The 23,505-nt window shown below is 65.9% G+C and carries 19 protein-coding genes; 13 read left to right on the top strand and 6 right to left on the bottom strand.

Annotation, left to right across the window (positions count from 1 at the left end; genetic code table 11):
• Positions 1-117: 117 nt before the first annotated feature.
• From SX243_09040 to SX243_09030, 3 genes are read right to left on the bottom strand one after another with little or no spacing between them, the layout of a single operon-like run.
• The gene (locus SX243_09040; protein MDY7093102.1) at positions 118-1,116 is read right to left on the bottom strand and encodes an oligopeptide/dipeptide ABC transporter ATP-binding protein; all 999 of its coding nucleotides are present in this window, start codon (positions 1,114-1,116) and stop codon (positions 118-120) included.
• Positions 1,113-2,195, bottom strand: coding sequence for an ABC transporter ATP-binding protein (locus SX243_09035; GenBank protein ID MDY7093101.1), 1,083 nt, complete (start codon positions 2,193-2,195; stop codon positions 1,113-1,115). The genes SX243_09040 and SX243_09035 overlap by 4 nt, the downstream gene beginning before the upstream one ends.
• Positions 2,192-3,685 carry a leucyl aminopeptidase family protein gene (locus tag SX243_09030; GenBank protein ID MDY7093100.1) on the bottom strand — a complete coding sequence of 498 codons (1,494 nt, stop codon included), beginning with the start codon at positions 3,683-3,685 and terminating at the stop codon, positions 2,192-2,194. Before SX243_09030 ends, SX243_09035 begins: the two co-directional genes overlap by 4 nt.
• 163 nt (positions 3,686-3,848) lie before the next feature.
• Between SX243_09030 and SX243_09025 the strand changes: the two genes are divergently transcribed.
• Both SX243_09025 and SX243_09020 read left to right on the top strand, forming a co-directional pair.
• Positions 3,849-5,870 carry a hypothetical protein gene (locus SX243_09025; GenBank protein ID MDY7093099.1) on the top strand — a complete coding sequence of 674 codons (2,022 nt, stop codon included), beginning with the start codon at positions 3,849-3,851 and terminating at the stop codon, positions 5,868-5,870.
• Positions 5,871-5,946: 76 nt separating this feature from the next.
• The gene (locus tag SX243_09020; GenBank protein MDY7093098.1) at positions 5,947-6,870 is read left to right on the top strand and encodes a phosphoribosylaminoimidazolesuccinocarboxamide synthase; all 924 of its coding nucleotides are present in this window, start codon (positions 5,947-5,949) and stop codon (positions 6,868-6,870) included.
• Between the two features lie 9 nt (positions 6,871-6,879).
• On the opposite strand, the gene dnaB is transcribed toward SX243_09020, so the two are convergent.
• Positions 6,880-8,259, bottom strand: coding sequence for a replicative DNA helicase (dnaB, locus tag SX243_09015; protein MDY7093097.1), 1,380 nt, complete (start codon positions 8,257-8,259; stop codon positions 6,880-6,882).
• Positions 8,260-8,549: 290 nt separating this feature from the next.
• Between dnaB and SX243_09010 the strand changes: the two genes are divergently transcribed.
• Entirely contained in the window at positions 8,550-9,662 is a 1,113-nt protein-coding gene (locus SX243_09010) for a DUF1028 domain-containing protein (GenBank protein ID MDY7093096.1), read from the top strand.
• A gap of 12 nt (positions 9,663-9,674) precedes the next feature.
• Here SX243_09010 and SX243_09005 read toward each other — a convergent pair whose 3' ends face one another.
• Entirely contained in the window at positions 9,675-11,252 is a 1,578-nt protein-coding gene (locus tag SX243_09005; GenBank protein MDY7093095.1) for a VWA domain-containing protein, read from the bottom strand.
• 271 nt (positions 11,253-11,523) lie between these two features.
• On the opposite strand from SX243_09005, the gene SX243_09000 reads away from it, so the two are divergent.
• From SX243_09000 to SX243_08955, 10 genes are all read left to right on the top strand, one after another.
• On the top strand, positions 11,524-12,372 hold the full coding sequence (locus tag SX243_09000; protein MDY7093094.1) for a methyltransferase domain-containing protein: 849 nt from the start codon (positions 11,524-11,526) through the stop codon (positions 12,370-12,372).
• Between the two features lie 13 nt (positions 12,373-12,385).
• On the top strand, positions 12,386-12,595 hold the full coding sequence (locus SX243_08995; GenBank protein MDY7093093.1) for a DUF1992 domain-containing protein: 210 nt from the start codon (positions 12,386-12,388) through the stop codon (positions 12,593-12,595).
• Positions 12,596-12,685: 90 nt separating this feature from the next.
• Positions 12,686-15,034 carry a TerB N-terminal domain-containing protein gene (locus SX243_08990; protein MDY7093092.1) on the top strand — a complete coding sequence of 783 codons (2,349 nt, stop codon included), beginning with the start codon at positions 12,686-12,688 and terminating at the stop codon, positions 15,032-15,034.
• Entirely contained in the window at positions 15,031-16,410 is a 1,380-nt protein-coding gene (locus tag SX243_08985; protein ID MDY7093091.1) for an ATP-binding protein, read from the top strand. The genes SX243_08990 and SX243_08985 overlap by 4 nt, the downstream gene beginning before the upstream one ends.
• Before the next feature lie 27 nt (positions 16,411-16,437).
• The gene (locus SX243_08980) at positions 16,438-18,651 is read left to right on the top strand and encodes a DEAD/DEAH box helicase (GenBank protein MDY7093090.1); all 2,214 of its coding nucleotides are present in this window, start codon (positions 16,438-16,440) and stop codon (positions 18,649-18,651) included.
• Positions 18,652-18,787: 136 nt separating this feature from the next.
• Positions 18,788-19,444, top strand: coding sequence for a hypothetical protein (locus tag SX243_08975; protein ID MDY7093089.1), 657 nt, complete (start codon positions 18,788-18,790; stop codon positions 19,442-19,444).
• Positions 19,445-19,572: 128 nt separating this feature from the next.
• Positions 19,573-20,181, top strand: a complete 609-nt coding sequence (locus SX243_08970; protein MDY7093088.1) for a flavin reductase — start codon at positions 19,573-19,575, stop codon at positions 20,179-20,181.
• 3 nt (positions 20,182-20,184) lie between these two features.
• On the top strand, positions 20,185-21,429 hold the full coding sequence (locus tag SX243_08965) for a M20 family metallopeptidase (GenBank protein MDY7093087.1): 1,245 nt from the start codon (positions 20,185-20,187) through the stop codon (positions 21,427-21,429).
• Positions 21,426-22,445: a hypothetical protein gene (locus SX243_08960; GenBank protein MDY7093086.1), complete on the top strand. Its 1,020-nt coding sequence runs from the start codon at positions 21,426-21,428 to the stop codon at positions 22,443-22,445. Before SX243_08965 ends, SX243_08960 begins: the two co-directional genes overlap by 4 nt.
• Positions 22,446-22,471: 26 nt before the next feature.
• Complete coding sequence (locus SX243_08955; GenBank protein ID MDY7093085.1) at positions 22,472-22,903, top strand: CBS domain-containing protein; 432 nt, start codon at positions 22,472-22,474, stop codon at positions 22,901-22,903.
• 49 nt (positions 22,904-22,952) lie between these two features.
• Here the strand turns inward: SX243_08955 and SX243_08950 are convergent.
• A partial coding sequence (locus SX243_08950) for a cyclic nucleotide-binding domain-containing protein (GenBank protein ID MDY7093084.1) occupies positions 22,953-23,505 on the bottom strand: 553 nt, incomplete at its 5' end.

The raw sequence follows: 23,505 nt of genomic DNA, 5'->3' as shown, positions 1-23,505 counted from the left end.
GGATTGTCGGCGGGTTCGGGAATCCTCCCGCCCTCTATATCAAGCTACGTCTCAGCCGATGAAATGTTCCACTCCGCGGCGCTTGCGCCCGGGATTGGGTCCATTCGAAGATTCAAATCAAGGCGCCGCCACCGGATCGCCGACGGTCAGCTCACCTGCATAATGACAGGCTACCCGCCGGCCGTCACCGGTGTCTACCAGGGGCGGGTCGTCCTGCGCGCAATGCGGCCGTGCAATGGGGCAGCGGGGATGGAACGGACAACCTCCCGGCGGCGAGGCCGGGCTCGGCGGATCTCCCCGCAGCACGATGCGGCGGCGCCGGCTGTTCGGGTCCGCCACCGGCACCGCAGACAACAGGCTCACGGTATAGGGATGAAGAGGACGCCGGAAGAGCTCGGAGCACTCCGCTTCCTCCACCACCCGACCGAGATAGAGGACCGCAACCCGGTCCGCGATCTGCTCCACCAGAGCCAGGTCGTGACCGATGAAGAGCAGGGTCAGCCCCAGCCGCTGCTGCAAATGGTACAGCAGGTTGACGATCTGCGCCCGCACGGAAACGTCGAGAGCGGAAACCGGTTCGTCGGCGATGAGAAAGTCCGGCTCCGTAGCAAGGGCTCGGGCGATACCGATGCGCTGGCGCTGGCCGCCGGAGAATTCGTGGGGAAAGCGCTCCATCGCCTGTTGCGGCAGGCCTACCGTATCGAGTAGCTCGCCGATGCGCTCCGCTCTCCGGGAGCGTTCGACGATGCCGTGCACCGCCAGCGGCTCCGCCAGGATGCGCTGCACCCGCATGCGGGGATTGAGGGAACCATAGGGATCCTGGAAGATCATCTGGAATCGTCGCCGGTGGCGCCGCAGGGATTCTCCGGAAAGAGCCAGCAAGTCCTCGCCATCGAAGGAGATGGAGCCGGCGGTGGGCTCGATGAGGCGAACCAGGCAGCGGCCCAGAGTGGTCTTGCCGGAACCGGACTCCCCCACCAGGGCGAAGCACTCACCGCGGCGAATCTCGAGGTCGACACCGTCCAGGGCACGAACCTCGCCGCGGTGGCGCTGCAGGATGCCGCGGCGAATGGGGAAGTGCTTGCTCAGGCCGCGGGTTTCTACCAGCACGCTCATCGCTGCACGTTTCTTTCCGCTTCGGGGGCGTGGAGGAAGCAGCGGGCCCGGCGCCGGTTCCGATGCTCGCCCTTACCAGTGGGTACCAGCGGCGGCACTTCCTGCCGGCAGATCTCCATCACTTCCGGGCAGCGGGGATGGAAGGGACAGCCGGTGGGACGGTGTCCCGCTTCCGGCACCTGCCCCGGAATGGTCGGCAGCTGACCCCGGGCGGCGGGCTGGCCGAGGCGCGGGGAGGCCGCCACCAGCCCGCGGGTGTAGGGATGGTCCGGGCGCTGGAAGAGTTGATCCACCGGCGCCTCCTCCACCAGTTCTCCGGCATACATCACCAGCACTCGCTCGCAGGTCTCCGCCACCACCGCCAGGTCGTGGGTGATCAGCAAGACCGCCAGCCCCAGCTCCTCCCGCAGGCTCTGCAACAGCTCGAGAATCTGCGCCTGGATGGTCACGTCGAGGGCGGTGGTGGGCTCGTCCGCCAGCAAGAGATCCGGCTGCCCGGCAAGCGCCATGGCGATCATCGCTCGCTGGCGCTGGCCGCCGGAGAGTTGGTGCGGGTAGTCCTTGAGGCGCCGGCGGGCGTCGGGAATGGCCACCAGATCGAGGAGGCGCTCCGCTTCCCGCTGCGCTGCGGAGCGAGACATGCGGCGGTGCAGGCGTACCGCTTCCTCGATCTGAAAACCGATGGTGAGTACCGGGTTGAGAGCGGTCATGGGCTCCTGGAAAACCATCCCCACCCGCGCACCCCGAACTCGCCGCAGACGCCGCGGCGGCAGACGCAGCAGGTCCTCCCCTTCCAGGAGCACCTCGCCGGCGGCGATGCGGCCGGGGTCGGGAACCAATCCCATGATGGAAAGGGCGGTGAGGCTCTTGCCGGAACCGGATTCTCCCACCAGTCCCACGAAGCGCCCCGCCTCGAGGTCGAAGGATAGATCCTCCACCACCGTCACCGGGCCTTGGGAGGAAGGGAATTGCACGGTCAACCCCCGTACCCGGAGCAGGCAGGGGGACGCCGTGGCTTCGACGGTGCCCGCATCTCCGGCCGAGCGGTCTGCGGACGAGGCGGCGGCCTCCGGCGTCATCGGGCCAGCTCTTCGAGCCATCCGAGCACCGTGGGCACGCCGAAACCGGTGGCCTCTCCGTTGCCGCCGGCCTGGGCGGTGCCGGCGATGTCCAGGTGGGCCCAACGCTTCAGCTCACCGACGAAGTGGGCGAGAAATCCGGCGGCGGTGCACGGGGAGGCGGAGCAGCCGGCGGAGTTGCGCAGATCGCCGTGCTCGCCCTTCATGGAGTCGACGAACTCGGGCCAAAGGGGCATGCGCCAGAGGCGTTCACCGGCCTGCCCGGCGGCGGCCAGGAGCTCCTCCGCCAGACCGTCGTCGCCGCTGAACAAGGGTGCTCCCACATCCCCCAGGGCGGTCACCGCTCCACCGGTGAGGGTGGACAGCTCCACCAGGCTCTCCGCCCCCTCCTCCACCGCCCACGCCATGGCGTCCGCCAGCAGCAGGCGGCCCTCGGCGTCGGTGTTGACGATCTCCACCGTCTTACCGTTGGCACAGCGGACGATATCGCTGGGACGATAGGCACCACCGCCGGGCATATTCTCCGCCAGGGGCAGATAGACCCGCAGCTTCAGCGGCAGCTCCAGCCGGGCCGCCCCCAGCGCCGCTCCCAGCGCTGAGCAGGCACCGGCCTTGTCGTATTTCATCGAAGTCATGTCGTTGGCGGGCTTGATGGAAAGGCCGCCGGAATCGAAGGTCACCCCCTTGCCCACCAGGGCCACCGACGGTCCTCCCTCGGACCCGTCGTCGCGTTCGAGGCGCACCATGCAGGGTGGCTGCCGGGAGCCCAGCCCCACCGCCAGGATGCCGCCCATGGAACGCTTCTTCAACTCCTTGGGCCCTAGCACCCGGCAGTGGAAGCCGTGGCTCAGGGCGAGGCTCTCCATCTCTTCGGCGAGCTGCCGCGGCGTCGCCTCGTTGGCCGGAGCGTTGGACAGATCCCGGGCGACGGTGACCGCCGCGGCGGCGGCCCGGCCTCGATCCAGCTGGTCCCGGAACAGCCGGGTCTCCCCCACCGGAGCCACCAGCAGGATCTTGCCCAGCCGCGGCTGGCTGAGGTCCGGCACTTGCAGATAGCGATCGTAGCGGTATTCGGACAGCAGAGCCCGACGAATCATCCGCGCCGCGGCGTCCCGGCCGCGGGTCTCGGCGTGCTCCGGCGGCACCACTGCAGCCCGCCGAGCACCGTTGGTGCGGGCATAGAGCAAGGCCTCATCGAGCCACTCTTCGAGCCTCCGGCGATCCCATCGGGAGCGTTTCCCCAGCCCCCAAAGGCTCACCACCTGATCGCGGCCGGCGGCTTGCCCGCGGCCGGGACGATCCAGCGGAACCGTGGCCTCGCCGGTCTGGCCGTCCCGCCCCTTCCATCCCTGGCGCCGCGCGATCCCCAGGGCAGCCTGCCCCAGCTCTTCCGGCAGACGCTCTGTGGGCGGCGCTTCGTCCTCGAAGCAGCCGACGGCGATGAGGTCGGCGACGAGCCGGCCTTTGGTGGCGATACCGATGGCGACCACGCTGAGATCCGTTCCTTTCTTCGTGTCCTGCTCTTCGTGTCCTAATCGCTTCCCGTGTGGGGCACAGGGGAGTCTAGCAGCCGGCACTCCAGCTTTTGCCGCTGGTCGCAGAACCGGCGGTATGCTATACGTTCCCCCTCGAACGAGAGGAATCACTCCGTCCATGGCAGCATCGTCCATCATTCAGTCGCTTCGCGGCTCGACCCACTTCCTGTCCTCGGATCCGGCGGAGCTGAGCCAGCTACTGCCGGGGATGGAGCGCTTCCTGCCGCCACCGCCGCGGGTCTTCCTGGAGGATGAAGAGGCGACCCCGCTGCGCGGCTATCCGGTGCTCTTCTCCCGTGCCTACCAGGAGCTGCGCAACTCCCTGGCTACCTACATCGAGCTGGAGGAGCAGGCGCAGATCGCCGGCGTTCTGCGCCGCAGCTTCGACGCCAGACAGCACTCCACCGCCTGGGATACCTACCGGCGCTTCCTGGAACGGGCGCTGGAGAACGTCACCCTGTCGAGTCACGGGCGGCAATTCCCCGAAGTCTTCTGGCTACTGCACTCCCACGACATCGCCCGCTGCCTCAAGCAGACCCCCCGGCGTGTCCGCAGGATGGGCGTCGGCGGCGAACGCAATCTCGGCGACTCGATCAAATATCGAGTCTTCGACCGCTATCAGGATCGCCTCCTCTCCACCACCTATGACCTGGTCCAACGGCTGGCGACGGATACGGAAGAGGTCGAGGAGGAGCTCTTCTCTCGCCTGTTGCGGCGCATGCTCGACAATGTGCTGATCTTCACCGAGGACTACATCAGCCACACCCTGGACGAGTTGAGCAGCTATTTCACCGGCTGCCTGGGTATCGACGGCCGGGATCTGCGCAAGCGCTTGCAGGCCCTGGAGCAATGGCACGGGGAACAGATGGAGCGCAATCCCCTTCTCGGCCACACCGTGCGCCACCTGGTGAAGCCCGAATCCGGAGAGGACTCGGCGCGGTTGCTGCGGCGTAGCGGCTATGTTTCCTACCTCGCCGGCCTCGAAGGGTATGACGCGGAGCGCCTCCTGAGCCCGCAGCAAGTAGCGGTGTGGGAGAACCTGCTGCTCAAGCTCAAGGAGTTCGAGCTCTACCACCTGCTGCGGCGCCATGCGGTGCTGGTTTACCGCCAGGAGGACGGCAGCATGGTGTGTACCCCTTCCAGTGCTTCGCGCCCCGGCGCCAGCGGCCAACACATGCTGCTATCCGCCGCCACCCGGCCGTTGGACTTCATGGCCCCCTGGGTGGTGGATCCGGTGGTGCAGCGTTTCGGCCTGGTCTATGACATCACCGACTTCTCCGCCCTGGTCTCGGTGCTCCGCCTCGCCGGCGCAGAAGCCCAGGACCAGAGCTTTCGCGCCATGTTCAGCTTCCAGCGGCGAATCCACCGGCTGGCGGACAACCACCGCATGAAGTTGGAGAAATACCTTGGCGACGGGGCCTTCTTCTCCAGCCGTCATCCGCGGGAGCTCTTGCCCTGCGCGGTCCGATTGCAGCACATCTACCGCCAGGCGGTGGGCGAGGGCTTCCCCTTCAACCGCGGCCTGCGCATCGCTCTCAATTTCAGTAGCTACCGGCTGGTGCCGCTGCGCACCCAGGACGTGATCTCGGAGGCGGATCGCTACGAATTCTTCGGTCACGGCGTGGTGGAGCTCTCCCGCCTCACCACCGGCAAGGTGAGCCGGGAGATCGATGAGATCAAGAACATGCTCATCAGCCAGGGCTATCCGGAAGCCACCGTGCACCGCTTCTTCGCTCCCATGATGGACCGCAACGTGGAGCTGGTGGACAAGCATCAGGAAGGGCGGCAATTCTTCGCCTACATCAACCGCAATGGCCATCTGGTCAACGAGGGCATCGTCGCCACCGGCCGCTTCGTTGCCGAGGTGGACTCCGACGTCGAGCCCTTCGAGCTGCGGCGCTGCACCGTCGGCGGTCAAGGCTACCTGGCGCTGGAGCTGGAGGAGGAGCCCGGAAGGATGATGCGGGTAGCGCTGCGCAAGCTCGGTATCGCCCGCCTCAAGGGCCTCGACGACCTGGCCATCTACGAGGTGGTGGGGGCCGATGATGCGGAGTCGGTGGAAGAAACTCCTCTCCCTGAAGGCCGGCTGCTGGAGCATCTGGACCGAGAGTTTTCCGACCGCCGCCTGAGCAGCATGTAGGCTCGCATCGTGCTAGCCCGAAGGCCGCTTTTCCAACCGCCCAAGACTCCCCCACCGCCACCTCAGGAGCTGCTCCATGAACGAGATTCTCTGGCATACCGACCTCCCGGGCCTGGCACCGCCGCGCCGGGGCAAGGTACGGGACGTCTATGACCTGAGCGAGACGGGAGCGGGTGAGCGCCTGCTCATCGTCGCCAGCGATCGCCTCTCAGCCTACGATCACGTTCTGCGGCCGGGGATTCCGGACAAGGGCAAGATCCTCACCCAGCTGTCCAATTTCTGGTTCCGGCGGCTGGAGGAGGTGATGCCCAATCATCTGCTGGCCACCTCCCTGGACGCCGTGGCACTAGGAGAGCTGGCGCCGGAGCTCGCCGGCAGCGCGGAGCAGCTACGGGGCCGCACGATTCTCACCCGCAAGGCCGAGGTCGTGCCCTTCGAATGTGTCGCCCGGGGGTATCTGGCGGGCAGCGGCTACCGCGAATACGTCGCCGGCGGAAGCGTCTGCGGGATTCCCCTGCCGGACGGTCTCGAACGGGCCAGCCGCTTGCCGGAGCCCATCTTTACCCCCGCCACCAAGGCCGAGGAAGGGCATGACGAGAACGTCGACTTCGACACCATGGCGGCGGCGGTGGGCGAGGAACTGGCGGTGCGTCTGCGGGATTTGACCCTCGAGCTCTACCGCCGGGCCGCCGACCATGCCGCTCAGTGCGGCCTGCTGCTGGCGGACACCAAATTCGAGTTCGGATTGGTCGATGATGAGCTGCTATTGGTCGACGAGGTCCTGACCTCCGACTCCTCCCGCTACTGGCTGGCAGATCAATGGCGGCCGGGTGCGGAGCCGGTGTCGGTGGACAAACAATACGTGCGCAACTGGCTCGACAGCACCGGCTGGGACCACGAGTCCCCACCGCCGGTACTCACCGACGAGGTGGTGGCGGGCACCCGCGACCGCTACCTCGACGCCTACCGCCGTCTGACGGGGAGTGAGCCCGAGCTCTGAACTAGGTGGCTAGAAGGGCGGGGCCCCTTCGTCCAGGGGCGGGGCGGCGTCGAAGCCATCGGGGTCGGGGTTCTTGAACGAGGTCACCTCGCCCAGGAAGATCAGCGGTACCGAGCCCGTTTCGCCGTTACGGTGCTTGGCGATGATCAGCTCCGCCAGGCCCTTCTTCTCCGGATCGTCCGGATGGTAGACCTCGTCGCGGTACACGAAGCACACCATGTCCGCGTCCTGCTCGATGGCGCCGGATTCGCGCAGGTCGGAGAGCTGAGGGCGATGGTCGCCGGTGCGGCGCTCCGGGTTGCGGGAGAGCTGGGAGAGGGCGATCACCGGGATCTCCAGCTCCTTGGCCAGCTGCTTGAGGCCGCGGGAGATGGCGGCGATCTCCAGGTTGCGGTTCTCGTAGCGCCCGCCTGCCTGCATGAGCTGCAAATAGTCCAGAATCAACACGTCGAGCCCCTTCTCCGCCTTCAGCCGCCGGGACTTCGACGACAGCTCTAGCAGCGTCGGATTGGGCGAATCGTCAATGAAGAGGGGCGCATGCTCCGTGCGGCGCACCGCGTCGTGGACTCGGCTCCACTGTTGGTTCGAAAGCAGGCCGGAGCGCAATTTGGTGAAGCTGATATCCGCCTCCGCGCAGAGCATGCGCAGCGCCAGCTCCTGCTCGCTCATCTCCAACGAGAAGATCCCCACCGAGCGATCCTCGCGCATAGCCACGTGCTGGGCGATGTTGAGCGCCAGACTGGTCTTGCCCATGCCCGGCCGGCCGGCGACGATGATCAGGTTGCCCTTGTTGAGACCGTGGGTGATGCGGTCGAATTCCCGAAAGCCAGTGGGAACCCCGATGAGAGAAGCACCGGGGCGATCCTCGAGATCGTGGACCGTCTCCTCCAGTACCGCGCCGATACTCGAAAAGCCGCGACTGATGCTCTCCTCACCCAGCCCGAGGATCGTCTGCTCCGCCTTGGCCAGCGCCTCCTCCGCGACCATGCCTCCTTCCAGGCAGTCGCGGATGGTCTCGGTGGCGGCGTGCACCAGCCGGCGGCGCACCGAACGCTCCTTGACGATCTCGGCGTAGGAGTCGACCCGGCTCAGGTCCGGCAGATCGATGTCCAGACTGGCCAGGTAGGCGAGGCCGCCGGCGGCCTCCAGCTGCATGCGCTCCTCGAGCCCCCCTTGGAGGGTGCGCAGATCGATGTGGGTGCCACCCTCCTGGAGGTCGAGCATGGCCTGGTAGACCAGGCGGTGGCGCTCTAAATAGAAGTCTTCGGAGGTCAGCCGCGCGGAGATCAGCGGCAGCATGCTCGGCTCCAGCAGCACGGCAGCGAGCACCGCGCGCTCTGCCTCTTCGCTCTTGGGCAGAGTCTGGGGCTGGGTGAGGGTTTCGAGCATTGCTGTTGATGTCTCGGCAGGGACCGGCGCCAAGAATCACGCTCCCGGAGCGATGGGGAGACTGGGAAGGGGTGGCATTGGCTGCCGGAATTGCATCGACGATCCTACATGAAAGTTCCCGCCGGCGGAGTCTTCGAGACGCGTTTGCCGGCAGTTGTTCAAACTTCCTCGGACCTCCGTCCCACTTCCGCCTCCGCAGGTCTCGAAGAGCCTCCGCCGGTCTCGAAGAAAGCGCCGGCACGGTATCATGCAAAGCGCATCCACCGTCCGGACAACCTGGGAGACCCGTCATGAGCCACCGTTCCCGTGCCATCCCCTCGCCCCTTCTGGTCAGCGCCGCCGTCTTCTCTGCTCTCCTCCTCGCCATCCTCGGCATCGCCGGCCCCAGTGCTGCGGAGGGTTTGGAGAGGACTTCCGACAGCGCCCTCTCCAAGCCCTTGGACCCTCTAGCCCACACCTACTCCATCGTCGCCCGCGACCCCGCCACCGGCCAGCTCGGCGTGGCGGTGCAGAGCCATTGGTTCCAGGTCGGAGCGGTGGTGCCCTGGGCCCGTGCCGGCGTCGGCGCCGTGGCTACCCAGAGCTTCGTGCGGGTGGACTACGGCCCCAAGGGCCTCGACCTCATGGCCGCGGGCACCAGCGCCTCCCAGGCTCTCGACCAGCTCCTCGCCGAGGATCCCCAACGCTCCGTGCGCCAGGTGGCGATGGTGGATCACAAAGGCCGGGTGGCGGCGTGGACCGGCGAGCAATGCATCGCCGAGGCAGGTCATCACCGGGGCGACGGCTACAGCGTGCAGGCCAATCTGATGCTCGCGGACACGGTGCCGGAGGCGATGGCGAAGGCCTATGAGAAGGTCGTAGCGGATTCGGCGGAGGACTTCGCCGGCCGCTTGCTGGCGGCTCTGGAAGCTGCCCAGGGGGAGGGCGGCGATATCCGCGGCCGGCAGAGCGCGGCGCTGCTGGTGGTGCGGGCGGAAAGCACCGGCAATTCCTGGGAGGACCGGCTGGTGGATCTGCGGGTGGATGACCACGCCGAGCCGCTAGTGGAGCTGCGGCGCCTCCTGGAGCGCCACCGGGCCTACGACGAGATGAACCGCGGCGACGAGGCCATGGCCACCGGCGACCTGGACGCCGCCGTCGGGCATTACACCCGCGCCGCCGACATGGCACCGGAGATCGTCGAGCTGCCCTTCTGGAAGGCGGTCACCCTCTTCGATTCCGGAGCCACCGAGCAGGCCCTGCCCATCTTCCAAGAGGTCTTCGAACGGGAGGAGCGCTGGCGCGAGGTCCTACGACGCCTGCCCGCCGCCGGCCTGCTGAAGGCGGAGGCGGTGGCAGTGATTCTCGGGGAGGAGGCCGGGGAAGGGGCCGCGGCATCGGAGGCGGCGGAGGGGACTCCCTGAGCCGCCCGGAGACTACTCCGCCTTGTCCAGCACGATGCGGAGAATGGTCTCCTGGGTTCCCACCAGATCGCCGGTGCGCACCGAGCGTTCCTCCTCCAGAGGCCGGCCTCCGAGGCGGGTGGTGCCGGCCTCCGAACGTTCTCGGATCCACACCGCTCCGGAGCGCTGGAAGAGCTCGAATTGCACCGGGGCTACATTCTCCTCGTCGGTGAGGATGCAATCGCAGGTAGAGCGCTTGCCCACCGTCGCCTGCTCGCGCAGAGTCAGCCGGTACTCCTTGCCTTTGCGGCTCCCCCGCACCACCACCAGACGCACCGGGAGGGGCTCCAGCACCGGTGCCACTTCCCCCGTGTCCACGTCCTCCAAATCGATGGGCAGGGGAATCTCACTGCCCTCCCGAGCCTTGGGCTTGCGCCGGCCCAGGAGCACCGCCATCACCGCCAGCACCAACACCCCGGCGATGGCCCACACCCACCACGGTGGCTGATCCCCACCGCCGTCCTTCGCTCCCTCGGACGGCTCCGCCGGACTCGTTCCCGCCCCATCCCCGGTGTCTCTTCCTGCCGCTGCTGTCCCGGCGTCGTCCCCATCGGTGGAGACGCCGTCCGCGGGCATGGTGGTTTCCGGAACGTTCGCAGCTTCGCCCCGTCCGGGCAGCAGACGCAGATCCATGCCCCGGCTGAGCACCCGGCTCCCCTGAGCCAGGTCCAGCTGCAACCGGGAGACGCTGCCGTCGGCGGAACATTGGGTGCAGGTGAGATCGGTGACCCAGACTCGTCCCACCGCTTCCCGGATGGCGCCATAGGCTTCCGAGAAGTCCGTCTCGTCGGAGGCGAAGAACGCTCCGCCGGAGTTCTCCGCTAGCCGCCGCAGCACCTCGAGAAACTCCGTCCGCAAGGGCTCTCGCAGCCGACTGTAGCCGATGGCGTAGATAGGAAGAGGGTTGTCCCGCAGCTGTTGGAGCACGTCGTCCAGCGCCAGACCACTCCCCTCGTCCCGACCGTCGGTGAGCACCACAAGGGCCCGGCGAAGCGGCAGATCCGCATCCCGGCGCAATCCTAGCTCCAAGGCGTCCCGCAGGCCGCGGTGAAGCACCGTCAAATCGTCCGTGGGGCCGAGGGTGGCGAGCCCCTCCCGCAGCGCCTGGGCATCTTCGGTGAAGTCCACCACCAGCCGGCTGTCCTCGCCGAAAGCCAGGATGGCCGCCCGATCCCGAGGCCCAAGAGCGCCGATCCATTCCTCCAGGGCACTGCGAATCCGTCCGAAGGTGGCGGTATCCAGAGAGCGAGAAATATCCACCAGGAACACGTAGGCGACGCCCTCCTCGGTCTCGGCGAAGGGAGTGAGCTCCGAGACCAGCGCCTGGCGGCCGCCCAGGGAGGCGGTGAAATTCTCTGCCGATGCCGCCTCTAGGGCTTTCCCGGAAGAGTCCAGAAGATCCAGGTAGACGCGCACTTGGGGCGGCTGCGAGGCGGTTTGGACGGCCTGATTGATGGTCAGCCGCTGGACCTCTTGGGCAGCGGCTGGAAAGCCGGGCAGAGTCAGGAGCAAGGTGGTGACTACCGGCAAGATGACGGATCGCAGGCTCATAAAAACCCCATGGCGGTCGGTGGACGGGGAGCACGGCCGGTCGAGGACCATTTTCGCCGCTGGACAAAAAGGAAAAGACTGGAAGAATTCTAGCGTCTGCACTCAGGGGGCTCAAATCATTCCCGGACCACCGCGCCGATTCTCCGCCCCAAGGCTGCGTTGCCAGCGGGGCGCCCTCTCGGCCGCGAGGCGACGGTGGGCGGCGACGCCGGCGGTTGATAGACTTCAAGCTTCTCAAGACCCGCTGCGGCGGCCCGGAAAGCGACTCTCCATGCCCAAGCTTGCCACCAGCGACTCTCCATCCCCCGAGGTTCTCCGCTCGTCCTGGGAGCCCCTGGGACGGATGATGTTGGACTACCTCGAAGGGGATTCCACGGCGGCGGCCACGGTGGTGCGGCGGGACGGCCGACGGGAGCCCTTCGAAGGCTCGGACCTCTTCCGCAGCGATGGCTTTCCCATGGCCGAGGAACTGGCGCTGGAGCTCGCCCGGGGACGGGTGCTGGATGCCGGCGCCGGGGCCGGCGCTCACGCTTTGGAGCTGCAGCGCCGGGGCCACCAGGTCGTAGCTCTGGACGTCTCGCCCTCCGCCGTCGAGGTCATGCGCCGCCGCGGTGTCGAAGACCCGCGGGCCGGTAGCCTCCTGGATCTACATCCGAAGCGGCAGCAGGAGCGCTTCGACACCCTCCTCCTGCTGATGAACGGCGCCGGTCTCGGCTCGACCCTGGAAGGTCTGGAACAGCTCCTCCGCCACTGCCACGGCCTACTCCGACCCGGTGGCTCGATTCTCCTCGACGGTGCCGACCTCCGGCGTACCGAGCATCCTCTCGAACAGCGCAGCCTCGGTCGCCGAGTACTCGATGGACGCTACTTCGGTGAGGTGCACATGCACCTGGAATACCGGGGGCTCGTGGGAGCCCCGTTCCAATGGCTCTTCATCGACCACCGCACCCTTCGCTTCCAGGCCCGCCGAGCCGGCTGGGTCAGCCAGGTCCTGTTCGAAGACGACGAGGGAGCTTACCTCGCCCGCCTGACACCGCAGCCGGGGTACTCCACCGGCCGCTCTCCTGGCCAATCCCCTCGTAGCTCCACTGGCCACTCTGCTGGGCGCAGCGAGGTATGAGAAGCTCGATCCTGTGAGCCGCTCCCCCATCACCGAACGCGCCATCGCCACCGTCGCCGAAAACCGCATTCGCGACGCCCAGACCGAGGGTCTGTTCAACAACCTCCCCGGCGCCGGCCGCCCCCTCCCCTGTCTCGACGAGCCCTACGACCCCAACTGGTGGCTTCGGCAGTGGGTACGCCGGGAGAGGCTCACGCGGGCGCTGGTGGGTCGGGAAGACTGAGCTGCTTTCCGACGACCTCACGCTGCCAAAGGAGAAGCCGGACCTCGATCTCCGGAAGGAGATGCCTCTAGGAAAGGAAGGAGAGCGCTCGTGCCTCGTCAAAAGATCCCAGGGAGACTCACCGCCTTCTTGTTGATCGCCGCCATCTTCTCCATGGCCGCTGATGGCGACGGCTGCAGTCTCTTCGTGATCTTCGCCTTCGTCGTTTTGCTGCTGGCTATCGCCATCGCCGCCAATCGAACGGAGAGCCCAAGGAAGTCTCCCCCTCAGCAGAATCGCAGGGTCCAGCTCCGGGGCTCGACGGCTCCCAGCCGAGCACATCGGGGCCCGTGGCTGCGGCCTGGGGAGTGCTGGCAGCCGCCGGGGCGAGCGGTCCGCGTCGCCGGATTCGATCTACCCGACGGCATGGTCTATGTCGGTGAGGGTTTGTTGGAAGCGGACGCCCGGTGGAATACGGAGCCGGCTCTGATTCATCCGAAGCTGAGCCTGGACCGGAATCATCCGGACCTCACCGGCGAGAGTCTGCCGTATTGGCCTTCCTACCGTGAGCTGACGCCGGCCGCCCGAGCCGGCTATCTGGGTTGGCTGGCGGGCGGCCGCAAGGCACCACAGGCTCCCATCGGATTCGTCTTTCTCTTCTTCTACGGCCTGGAAAGGCGCCTGCTTGTCGACCCGCCCATTTTGGGCCTTACCGAAGCGGAGGGTTCCGCCTTGCGTCGTGAGATCGCGAGGCTGCTGGAGATTTATGGGAACAGCTCTTCCTTCTCCGGCTATGCCAGCTCCTTGCTCGCTTACCTAGAGGCGGAGACGGATCAGGCTCTCGTCTCTCGATCTCCTGGCTTCGGTGGGCCCTCGGCCGGCGTCCTGCCCACCGATGCGGCACTTGCTCTCGGCCACCTGGCGGTGGCCCGTGCGCCCATCCCGCCGGACTGGGCTTTGGCCTGGCTCCGAGGCAGCCCGACGGTGTCTCTACGCACGCCGGTACGGCGGTGCTGGGATCTCTTCCGCATCCTCTTTCGGATCCGCTACGCGAAGACTTTTGGCGACGGTCTGATTCTTCGACCTAATAAGACGCGGCTAGAGCTGAGCTATTACCCCGCGAGCGAAGGGATTGAGCATCGTACGCGGAAGCTGGATCTGCCGGATGTCAATTGTCTCTCCGCTCCCCTCCGCAAGCTCGCCGATCTGGCCGAGTCCGTGACCTCGGAGCTCGATTCCTATAGCCGCTGGCTCTCTCGTCGGCAGGACGGAGACAGCCCTTTGCACGGCCTGGCATTGTTGCCGGCGGAGTTGACGGAAGAGGTCCAGGAAGCACGCCTGGACGAGCTAAAGCAATGGCTGGAGGCCCAGCTGGAGGAGGGCAGCACTGTTCTTCCGGGACCGAAGCCCCTGATCCGGTGGTGGCCTACGAAGCATGAGGATCGAATGCTCAAAAAGGAGACCACCGGCTTGAGTCAGTTGCTGGAACGCCTCGGCGTCGGCCTGGAACCGGATGTGCGATTCGCTGGTCCGATGCTCAAGGCTGGAGCACCGGTGGTGCTCTTCCGCCAGAACGAAACCATGGGGGCGACGCCTTCCAAGGAATACGTCAACGCGACTCTCCTGCTGCATCTGGCCTCTACTGTAGCGGCGGCGGACGGTGAAATCGGAGCGGCCGAAGAGGAGCATTTGGAAGGGCAGCTCGAGGAGGCGTTCCAGCTCGCCGCCGGAGAAAGGCATCGTCTACGCGCCCATTTGAAGTGGCTCCTCGCCGCGCCACCGGGCTTTGCGGGGATCAAGAAGCGGACTCAGAAGCTGTCCGATTCTCAACGCCACGAACTTGCAATGCTCTGTGTCACCATTGCCGGTGCTGATGGACGCATCGATTCTGAAGAGGTCAAGATCCTAGAAAAGATCTATTCCCTCCTCGGTCTGGATCGCCAAGACGTATTCAGCGACCTTCACCAGCTGACGGCAGGCTCCCCAGCAGCGGAGGAACCGGTGACGGTACGGCCCGCCGACTCCAGGGAGATCGGCTTCGCCCTTCCCCAGCCCGCCTCCCCCGAAGACCAGGGAGGATTTCGTCTCGACCCGGAACGGGTCCGGCAACGGATGAGGGAGAGCGAGGAAAGCAGCCGTCTATTGGCCGAGATCTTCTCCGAAGAGGAGGACGAGGAGGTGGCCGCGGAGCCTGCCAACCCTACCGCGACGGCAGGGACGGCGGGGCCTTCGGTGGCCGGTCTCGACCCGGCGCACCAGTCCTTGCTCGAGGCTCTTCCGTCGGAGCAGGAACTGCCTCTGGGGGAGTTCGAACGACTGGCGGAGGATCTCGGGCTTCTGGCCAACAGCGCCCTGGACGTGGTCAATGAAGCAGCACTGGATCTCTGCGACGAGCCTTTGCTGGAGGGTGAGGATCCCTTGGAAATCAATCCATACGCGTTGAAGGAGATGCTGGGATGACCGACCGAAAGCGCATTCGCCCCCGGGTTCGAGATGCCGTGATCCAATCCTTGAAGGCCGGGGTGGTCCCCAGAAGCGGCCTGCAGCACGTGCAGGTTGGCCGCAAGCGAGAGGTGGAAGCCCTGGTGGCGGATCTCGACCGCATTGCCGATGGCGGTGCCGCTATCCGCCTGATCATCGGTGAGTATGGCTCGGGTAAGACCTTCTTCTTGCAGCTGGTGCGCTCCATCGCTCTGGAAAAGAAGCTGGTGGCTGCCCACGTGGATCTCAATCCAGACCGGCGACTCCATGCTACCGGTGGGCAAGCGCGTTCCCTCTACCGTGAGCTGATGCGCAACCTCTCGACCCGCGGCAAGCCCGACGGTGGAGCTTTGCCCAGTGTCGTGGAGCGTTTTGTCAGCACGGCGCTCAAGGAATCACGAGGCCGTGGGGTGAGCGCCGAGACGGTGATCCACGAACGCCTGGACAAGCTCAGCGAACAGGTCGGTGGGTATGACTTTGCTGAAGTGATCGCGGCCTATTGGCGGGGCCACGATACCGGCGACGAGACCCTGAAGAGCCACGCGATCCGCTGGCTTCGGGCCGAGTTCTCCACCCGTACTGATGCCCGGCGAGCGCTGGGGGTACGATCCATCGTCGACGATGCCCACGTCTACGACTACCTCAAGCTCTTCTCCGCCTTCGTCCGATTGGCCGGGATGTCGGGATTTCTGGTGTGCCTGGACGAGGTGGTGAATCTGTACAAATTGGCCAGCGGCCGAGCCCGTCGTTCCAACTACGAGCAGATTCTGCGCATTCTCAACGACACCCTCCAGGGCAGCTCCGAAGGATTGGGTTTCCTGCTCGGAGGAACCCCCGAATTCCTCCTCGACCCCCGCAAGGGGCTTTACAGCTACGAGGCTTTGGAAACACGCCTGAGCCGCAATACCTTCGCGGTAGACGGGCTGGTGGACTTCACCGGCCCGGTGCTTCAGTTGGAGAATCTGAGCCCGGAAGATCTCTATGTCCTGCTGACCAAGATCCGTCATGTCTTCGCCGCCGGTGATCCCCAGAGTTTCCTCCTCCCCGACGAGGGGCTTCATGCCTTCATGGAGCATTGTTCCAAGCGCATCGGCGAGGCGTACTTCCGCACCCCTCGCAACACGGTAACCGCTTTTGTCAATCTCTTGGCGGTGCTAGAGCAGAACCCCGAAGCCAACTGGCGAGAGCTGTTGGGACGGGTCGACCTCTCGGCGGATCCAGGGCCTTCGGAGTCCGACGAGGAACCGGCGACAGACCCGACCGCTGTGGGCCGGCTCACAGGTGGCAAGAAGGAAAGCGATGATTCCCAGGACGAGACCGGGGACGATGACGAGCTGGCTTCCTTCCGGCTCTAACTACCCTGGAGCTTCCGAGCTTCGAACATGATGAGCTCTTCTGGTTTCCATCGCCTCCATCCCGGCGTCCAGCGATGGATCGGGCGCGAGCGGTGGACAGAGCTAAGGCCCATCCAGGAGCAGGCCATCGACAAGGTTCTGGCCGGCGAGGAAGACCTTCTGTTGAGCGCTCCTACCGCCGGTGGTAAGACCGAAGCCGTCTTTCTGCCCGTCGTTTCGCGCCTCGCCGAGAGCCCATCGAAAGGGCTGGGCTGCCTGTGCCTGAGCCCTCTCAAGGCTCTGATCAACGACCAATTCGACCGCCTCGAATTGTTGGCACGGGACGCCGGCGTGATGGTCCACCGTTGGCACGGCGATGTTCCTGCCAAGGAGCGGCGCAAAGTGGTCGAGGGCAGCGGAGGGATCCTGCTCATCACCCCAGAGTCCTTGGAGGCCTTCTTCGTGCTCCGAGGCTCTCGCCTGCCCTCTCTCTTCCGATCCTTGCACTATCTGGTGGTGGATGAGCTTCACGCGTTCCTGGGCAGCGCTCGGGGAAAGCAGTTGCAGTCACTATTGCATCGGGTGGAGGTCCTGATCGGCCGGCGGGTGCCACGCATCGGGTTGTCAGCGACCCTGGGAGACCTGGACGTGGCCGCTGAGCTCCTGCGCCCCAGGGGAGGTGCCGAGGTCGCCCGGATCCAAGACCGTTCCGGAGGAGCCGAGATCCGCCTGCAACTGCGAGGCTACCTGGCGAAGGATCCGCGTCGCGAAGCTTCAGCGGAATCCCCGACACCGCCAAGCGCGGACCGGATTCCAGCCCATTTGTTCCGAGTCCTCCGAGGCGGGAACCATCTGGTCTTTGCCAACAGCCGGCAGCGGGTCGAGCTTCTCTCCGATGACTTGCGCGAGCTGGCGGAGTCCCAGCGAGTTCCCAACGAGTTTCTGCCCCACCACGGAAATCTATCGAGGGCATTGCGGGAAAGCACAGAGGCGAGGCTCAAGGAGGCTGGCCGGCCGACCTCCGTCGTCTGTACATCAACGCTGGAGCTGGGCATCGACGTCGGCCATGTGGACAGTGTTGTCCAGGTGGGCCGGCCCCAGAGCGTCAGCGCCCTTCGCCAGCGCCTGGGGCGATCCGGCCGCAGAGGAGAAGCGGCCATCCTCCGCCTCTACATTACCGAGAGCGAGGTGACCGCCCGCAGCTCCCTGCAGGACATGCTCCGGCCTTCGCTCGTAGAAGCCTTGGCGGTGATCGACCTCTTGCTGGAAAATCGCCTGGAGCCACCCCCGCGGGGCCAGCTGCACTTCTCCACCCTGATCCAGCAAATTCTGTCGTGCATCGCTCATCAGGGAGGGATCCAAGCCCGGCAGCTCTACCGCCTCCTGTGCCGGAACGGCCCCTTCGAAGGCGTCGATGCAGAAACGCTGGCCTTCCTCCTCCGGCACCTGGCGAGCCGGGAGCTGATCACTCAGACCAGCGACGGCGACCTGGTCCTGGGGCTCCAGGGGGAACGGTTGGTGGGCCACTACTCCTTCTACGCAGCCTTCTCGACTCCTGAGGAGTACACCCTGCGATCTGGAGGCAAGACCCTCGGGTCCCTGCCTTTCATCGTTCCGCTGCGAGAAAAGCAGCCCCTCGTCTTCGCCGGACGACGGTGGAAAGTAGCGGCTATCGACCTGGAGAGCAAGGTAGCGGATTTGATACCCGCCCACGGCTCCAATCCACCGATCTTCGGCGGTGGTCCCATCGGTGTCGCCGATCTTGTGCGGCGCCGAATGCGCCGGATCTATCAGAGTCCCGAAGTGCCCATCTACCTCGACCAGGGGGCCCGCAAGCTCTTGGAGGAGGGACGCAAGACTTATGCAGAACTGGACCTTCGAAGCCAACGGCTCATCGAGCTAGGGGACGCCACCCTGCTCTTCCCCTGGGTCGGTGACGGAGCTTTGAGCACTCTGGAGCTCTGGCTGGCTCAAGACGGCTTGAAGGTGGTCAACCATGGGATCCTCGTCGAGGTCGAGAAGCTCCGTCCCCGAAAGCTACTTCGGACGATTCGGAGGCTGGTAGACCAGGGGCCGCCGGACGGCGTGAAGCTAGCCCACGAGGTAGCCCAACGAGGTGCCGAGAAGTACGATGAATATCTACCGCCGGATCTGCTCGCTGCGGATTACGCCTCCCGAGCCCTCGACCCGCTGGCGGCCCATCGGGCCTTGAATGAGGTGCTGGAGGAGCACGCCGGTGGCGGGTCGGGATCCATGGATTGACCATTCCACCGCGGGGCCCGTGCTCACGCCGGGACCTTGTCACCCGACCCCAGATATGAGACGGTTAACGGCTGAGCCTATTGAGTTTGGCTGGTCCTGGACCAGCCAGAGATTGCAATACTTGGAGGATTAGCCAATGCGTTTTCTAATCTGGGTCCTGGCCGTCGTCTTGCTCTCTACCACCGCTGTGGAAGCGGGGCCTTTCAAGAAATTCCGCAAGAAGGACAAGGATGACGGGGAGAAGGCCCGCAGCATCGACACCGACGACACCTTCCTGGGTAGCGACGACTACAAAGAGGGCGAAGAAGTGGTGGGCAAATTCCTCACCGACGACGACTATGCCCTGATGGTCGAGGACGTGGAGTTCGGCGACGTCGAATACGACTGGCTGTGGGCGAAGGCCAACTTCAAGAAGAAGGACAAGATCGACTCCTTGAGTTTCGACATCGCCAGCTATGGCACCGTCACGATTCCCGAAGTGCAGAATTTCTCCTCCAGCCTCGAGCCCGGCTTCGAGGACCACATCAAGGAGGTCTTCACCGCCGGCATGGAACGTCTCGGCCTGGAGGTGGTGGATAGCGGGGGTGCCTTGACCTTGGGCATTGCTCTGGTGGATTACAAGAGCGACAGCACCTACATCTACTTCGGCACCGTGGACCCCTTCATCGAGCTGGAGATCCGGCTGTCCGCCGGGGATGAGAATCTGCTGTTGATCCGCGACCAGGAGCACGGCAACGACACCCGAGCCGCGGCCACCGACTCCGCCAGCGAGCTGCTCAAGTTCTTCCAGTAGGAAGCCCGCCCTACCCGCAGGGGTGAAGACAAAGGCACCTCTGCGGTACATGCTGGAAAGACTCCACACCATCGCCGGCCCGTCTTGGGAATCGATGGACCGAGAACCGCTCCGCGAGAGGATTCGCCATGCCCACCACCGCCAGCGACGAGCTGATTCCGCTCACCGATCAGGACGATCTCTGGTCGAGCTGCTTCATGGTGGCACCGCTGGTGATCATCGGGAGTCGCGATGCCGCTGGCGAGCAGAACTTCGCCCCCAAGCACATGGCCATGCCGCTGAGCTGGGATCGCTACTTCGGTTTCGTCTGCACTCCGGCGCACACGACCTACGGCAACATCCTCGCCAGCGGCCAGTTCACGGTCACCTTTCCGTGGGCGGACCAGGTGCTGATGGCGAGCTTGTCGGCGGCTCCCCGAGGCAAGGACGACACCAAACCCAGCCTCGCGGCGCTGCCCACCCGCCCCGCGGAGCACGTCGAAGGAGCGTTCCTCGAGCAGGGGTATCTCTTCCTCGAATGTGAGCTTCACCGGATGGTGGAGGGCTTCGGGGAGAATAGCCTCGTCGCCGGCAAGGTGGTGGCCGCCCAGGTTCACCGCCGGGCGCTACGGGTCAGCGACGAAGACGACCAGGACATCCTGCAGCGGTCGCCGCTGCTGGCCTACGTGCAACCGGGGCGGTTCGCGGAGATCTCCCAAGCCTTATCCTTCCCCTTTCCCTCCGGCTTCAAAAAGTAGCCCATGAGCGGGCTGCGCACCATCGAACGAGACCGGGGCAAGGGCCTGGCCCCGGAAGGGGATTCCGCTCCCCTAGCCCCGGTGGTGTTGCGCTGGCTCGAGTCCCAAAGCGATGCCATGCTCTCTCTTCTGGAGGAGCTGGTGCTCTTGGAATCGCCATCCCACGATGCCCAGGCCCAACAGCCGGTGCTGGATCGCCTCGCCGAAGCCTTGGAGGGCTCCGGCCTGACGATTCGCCGCTTCCGCGGCAAGTCCACCGGCGGATACTTGCTCGGTCGCTCTTCCCGCACCACCGGTACCCCCGGCCAGCTCCTCCTCGGTCACTGCGACACCGTGTGGCCCCACGGGACCCTCGAATCCATGCCCTGGCGGGTAGAGGGAACGGTCGTCCGAGGGCCGGGGATCTACGACATGAAGGGCGGCCTGGTGCAAGGCATCTTCGCCCTCCGGGCGCTCCGCGAGCTGGGCCTGGAGCCCGCCGTGGCGCCCTATTTTCTGATCAACTCCGACGAGGAGATCGGTAGCCGGGAGAGCCGCCGGGCCATCGAGCGGCTGGCACGGAGCATGGATCGGGTCCTCGTCCTCGAACCTTCCTTGGGCCGGGAGGGGCGGCTCAAGACCGCCCGCAAAGGGGTCGGGCGCTTCACCGTGCGGGTCCAAGGCAAAGCGGCCCACGCCGGTCTCGACCCGGAGCGGGGAGCCAGCGCCATCCTGGAGCTCTCCTTCGCCATCCAGAAGCTCTTCGCCCTCAACGACCCGGAGCACGGCACCACCGTCAACGTCGGTCAGGTCGACGGCGGCCTACGCCCCAATGTAGTGGCGCCGGAGAGCAAGGCGGAGGTGGACGTACGGGTCCTGACCCGGGAGGATGCGCGGCGGGTGGAAGCGGAGATTCTGGCCATGGAGGCGCAGACGCCGGGGGTTCAGCTGAAGGTGGAAGGAGGCGTGGACCGGCCTCCCCTCGAGCCCACGGCGCGCAACCGCGTCCTGTGGCGCCGGGCTCGATCTCTCGCCGGGGACCTCGGCATCGAGCTGCAGGAGGGTACCGCCGGCGGCGGCTCCGACGGCAACTACACCAGTCTTTTCACCGCCACCCTCGACGGATTGGGGGCGGTGGGCGACGGCGCCCACGCCACCAACGAATTCATCGACCGGCAGCGTATGGTGGAGCGCACAGCCCTCCTCGCCCTGCTCTTGCTCACGCCACCGGTAGATCCGTCGGAGCTGGCTCCGGAGGATCGATCATGAGCTCCTCATCCCGTTACTTCTTCGGCTCCCTGACCCGCATCGCGCCCTTCCAGCACGAACCCTTTGAGGTGCAGGAGATCGACCGCTCCCAATGGGCCACCGGCGACTATGTCGTGGCGGAGGTCCTCTCCCGCAGCCGAGACCTGGGCCGAGTGGAGCTGCCCAACGGGCGCCATGCCGAGGTCCAGGAGGGGGATCTGGTGGTCGGCGCTTGGGGGCATCGCAGCGCAACTTTGGAGGCGGTGGGCAGCTGGACCGCCATCGGTGAGGACGGTCGCTTCCAGGGCCTGACCAGCGCCGGTCTCTTCGGCAAGGCCACGTCGACTTCCCGGCTCCTGCCGCCGCTGGTCACCCTCGGCTACCGCGGCCACGTGACGGTGGACGGCCGCCCCCGCCGCATGGCGGACTACGTCGCACCGGCGCCGGCGGTGGAGCTGACGGCGCCGGTGGTGCTGATCATCGGCACCTCCATGACCTCGGGCAAGACCACCGCCGGGAAGATCCTCATCCACATGCTGGTGGAGCAGGGAGTGCGGGTGGCCGGGGTCAAGCTCACCGGGGCCGGCCGCTATCGCGACATTCTGAGCATGGACGACGCCGGCGCCGCGGCCATCTTCGACTTCGTCGATGTGGGACTGCCCTCCACCGTATGCCCGGAGGAGGAATTCAAGCCGCTCCAGGAGCAGCTGTTGGCGCGGGTTGCGGCGGCGGAGCCGGACGTGGTGGTGGTGGAAGCCGGCGCCTCGCCGCTGGAACCCTACAACGGCGCCGCCGCCGTCGAACGCCTGTCGCCTTTGGTGCGTTGCACCGTGCTGTGCGCGGCGGATCCCTATGCCGCCTTCGGCGTGCGGGAGGCCTTTCCCGTGCCCACGGACTTGGTGTCGGGCCTGGCCACCAGCACCTCCGCGGCCATCGACCTGGTGGGCAAGCTCACCGGCTTGCCGGCGATCAATGTGCTGGATCGGGCAAGCCACCCCGAGCTTCGACGTTTCCTCCTCGATCGACTGCAACTATGAGCCACCTTGGAGCCGGAGTCACGACCATGAGCACCCAACCTCTGATCAAATCGGTGATGACGCCCTTCCCCTACTCCATCACCCTGGACGCCGAGGCTTCGGAGGCCCGGGGGATGATGAAACAACACGACATCCGCCATTTGCCCGTCAAGGACGTGGATGGCCAGACGGTGGGATTGGTCACGGACCGCGACCTCAAGCTGCTGCTGGGGCCGTACCTCAGCCAGGCCCATAACGACCGGGCTCTGGTGCGCCATGCCTGCGTCTTCGATCCCTACACGGTGGATCTGGACACTCCTCTGCAGAAGGTGGTGGAGCACATGGCGAAGCAGCGCATCGGTTCAGCATTGGTGACCAAGGAGGGCCGGCTGGCGGGAATCTTCACCGCCGTTGACGCCTGCCGGCTTTTCGCCGACTTGCTGGCGACGGACTTCCCCTCCGGAGACGATGCGGCTTGACTCGATTGATTCGACCTGAACGAGCCGCTGGGGCCGACCGCCGCCGGTCTCAGCCGCGGCTCAGGGTGCGGTCCGCCCGCTTGAGCTTCTCCCCGAGACCCAGGGCCAGGTTGCGGTAGATCACCACGCCGATATCCGGCCGCCGCCGCACCAGATCGGCGAAGTCCCGGCGAGTCAGAACTCCCGCCTCCAAAGGCTGCGATCCCACCACCGCCCGTGCTGAATGACGGGCTTCCGCCAAGAAGGCCACCTCCCCCACCGTCTCGCCGGCGCTCACCTGCCCTACGGGCTCGCTTTGCTCCGGCATCTGGATCTCCACCCTGCCGGAGAGCAGTACATACATTTCCTCGCTATCCCCGCCAGGCTGGAAAAGGGAGCTACCCGCAGCAAACTCTCGCCGGCTGAACACCCTCGCCAGCCGTTCCACCTGCTCTTCGGCGAGTCCGGTAAAAAGATGACATTGGTGTGCCACCTCCCGCAGCCGGGGAATCGCTTCCTTCTGGTGATAGGCCTCGAGGACCAGGTCCGCCACCCGCTGGGTGGCCGGCAGAAGCTTCGCCGGCGGGATCTCCACCGGGTCTAGAAGACGCTGCATCTTGACC

It is taken from the genome of Acidobacteriota bacterium, assembly GCA_034211275.1.
Lineage (GTDB): Bacteria > Acidobacteriota > Thermoanaerobaculia > Multivoradales > JAHZIX01 > JAGQSE01.
Note: the sequence above shows the minus strand (reverse complement) of the source record. Positions and strands in the feature narration are given on the sequence as shown.

Coding starts and splice junctions, on each gene's coding strand:
- SX243_08975 (MDY7093089.1), top strand. CDS start 18,788: ATGCGTTTTCTAATCTGGGTCCTGGCCGTCGTCTTGCTCTCTACCACC.
- SX243_09010 (MDY7093096.1), top strand. CDS start 8,550: ATGAGCCACCGTTCCCGTGCCATCCCCTCGCCCCTTCTGGTCAGCGCC.
- SX243_09040 (MDY7093102.1), bottom strand. CDS start 1,116: ATGAGCGTGCTGGTAGAAACCCGCGGCCTGAGCAAGCACTTCCCCATT.
- SX243_08965 (MDY7093087.1), top strand. CDS start 20,185: ATGAGCGGGCTGCGCACCATCGAACGAGACCGGGGCAAGGGCCTGGCC.
- SX243_08955 (MDY7093085.1), top strand. CDS start 22,472: ATGAGCACCCAACCTCTGATCAAATCGGTGATGACGCCCTTCCCCTAC.
- dnaB (MDY7093097.1), bottom strand. CDS start 8,259: ATGCTCGAAACCCTCACCCAGCCCCAGACTCTGCCCAAGAGCGAAGAG.
- SX243_08980 (MDY7093090.1), top strand. CDS start 16,438: ATGATGAGCTCTTCTGGTTTCCATCGCCTCCATCCCGGCGTCCAGCGA.
- SX243_08985 (MDY7093091.1), top strand. CDS start 15,031: ATGACCGACCGAAAGCGCATTCGCCCCCGGGTTCGAGATGCCGTGATC.
- SX243_09025 (MDY7093099.1), top strand. CDS start 3,849: ATGGCAGCATCGTCCATCATTCAGTCGCTTCGCGGCTCGACCCACTTC.
- SX243_09000 (MDY7093094.1), top strand. CDS start 11,524: ATGCCCAAGCTTGCCACCAGCGACTCTCCATCCCCCGAGGTTCTCCGC.
- SX243_08970 (MDY7093088.1), top strand. CDS start 19,573: ATGCCCACCACCGCCAGCGACGAGCTGATTCCGCTCACCGATCAGGAC.
- SX243_09020 (MDY7093098.1), top strand. CDS start 5,947: ATGAACGAGATTCTCTGGCATACCGACCTCCCGGGCCTGGCACCGCCG.
- SX243_09035 (MDY7093101.1), bottom strand. CDS start 2,195: ATGACGCCGGAGGCCGCCGCCTCGTCCGCAGACCGCTCGGCCGGAGAT.
- SX243_09005 (MDY7093095.1), bottom strand. CDS start 11,252: ATGAGCCTGCGATCCGTCATCTTGCCGGTAGTCACCACCTTGCTCCTG.
- SX243_08960 (MDY7093086.1), top strand. CDS start 21,426: ATGAGCTCCTCATCCCGTTACTTCTTCGGCTCCCTGACCCGCATCGCG.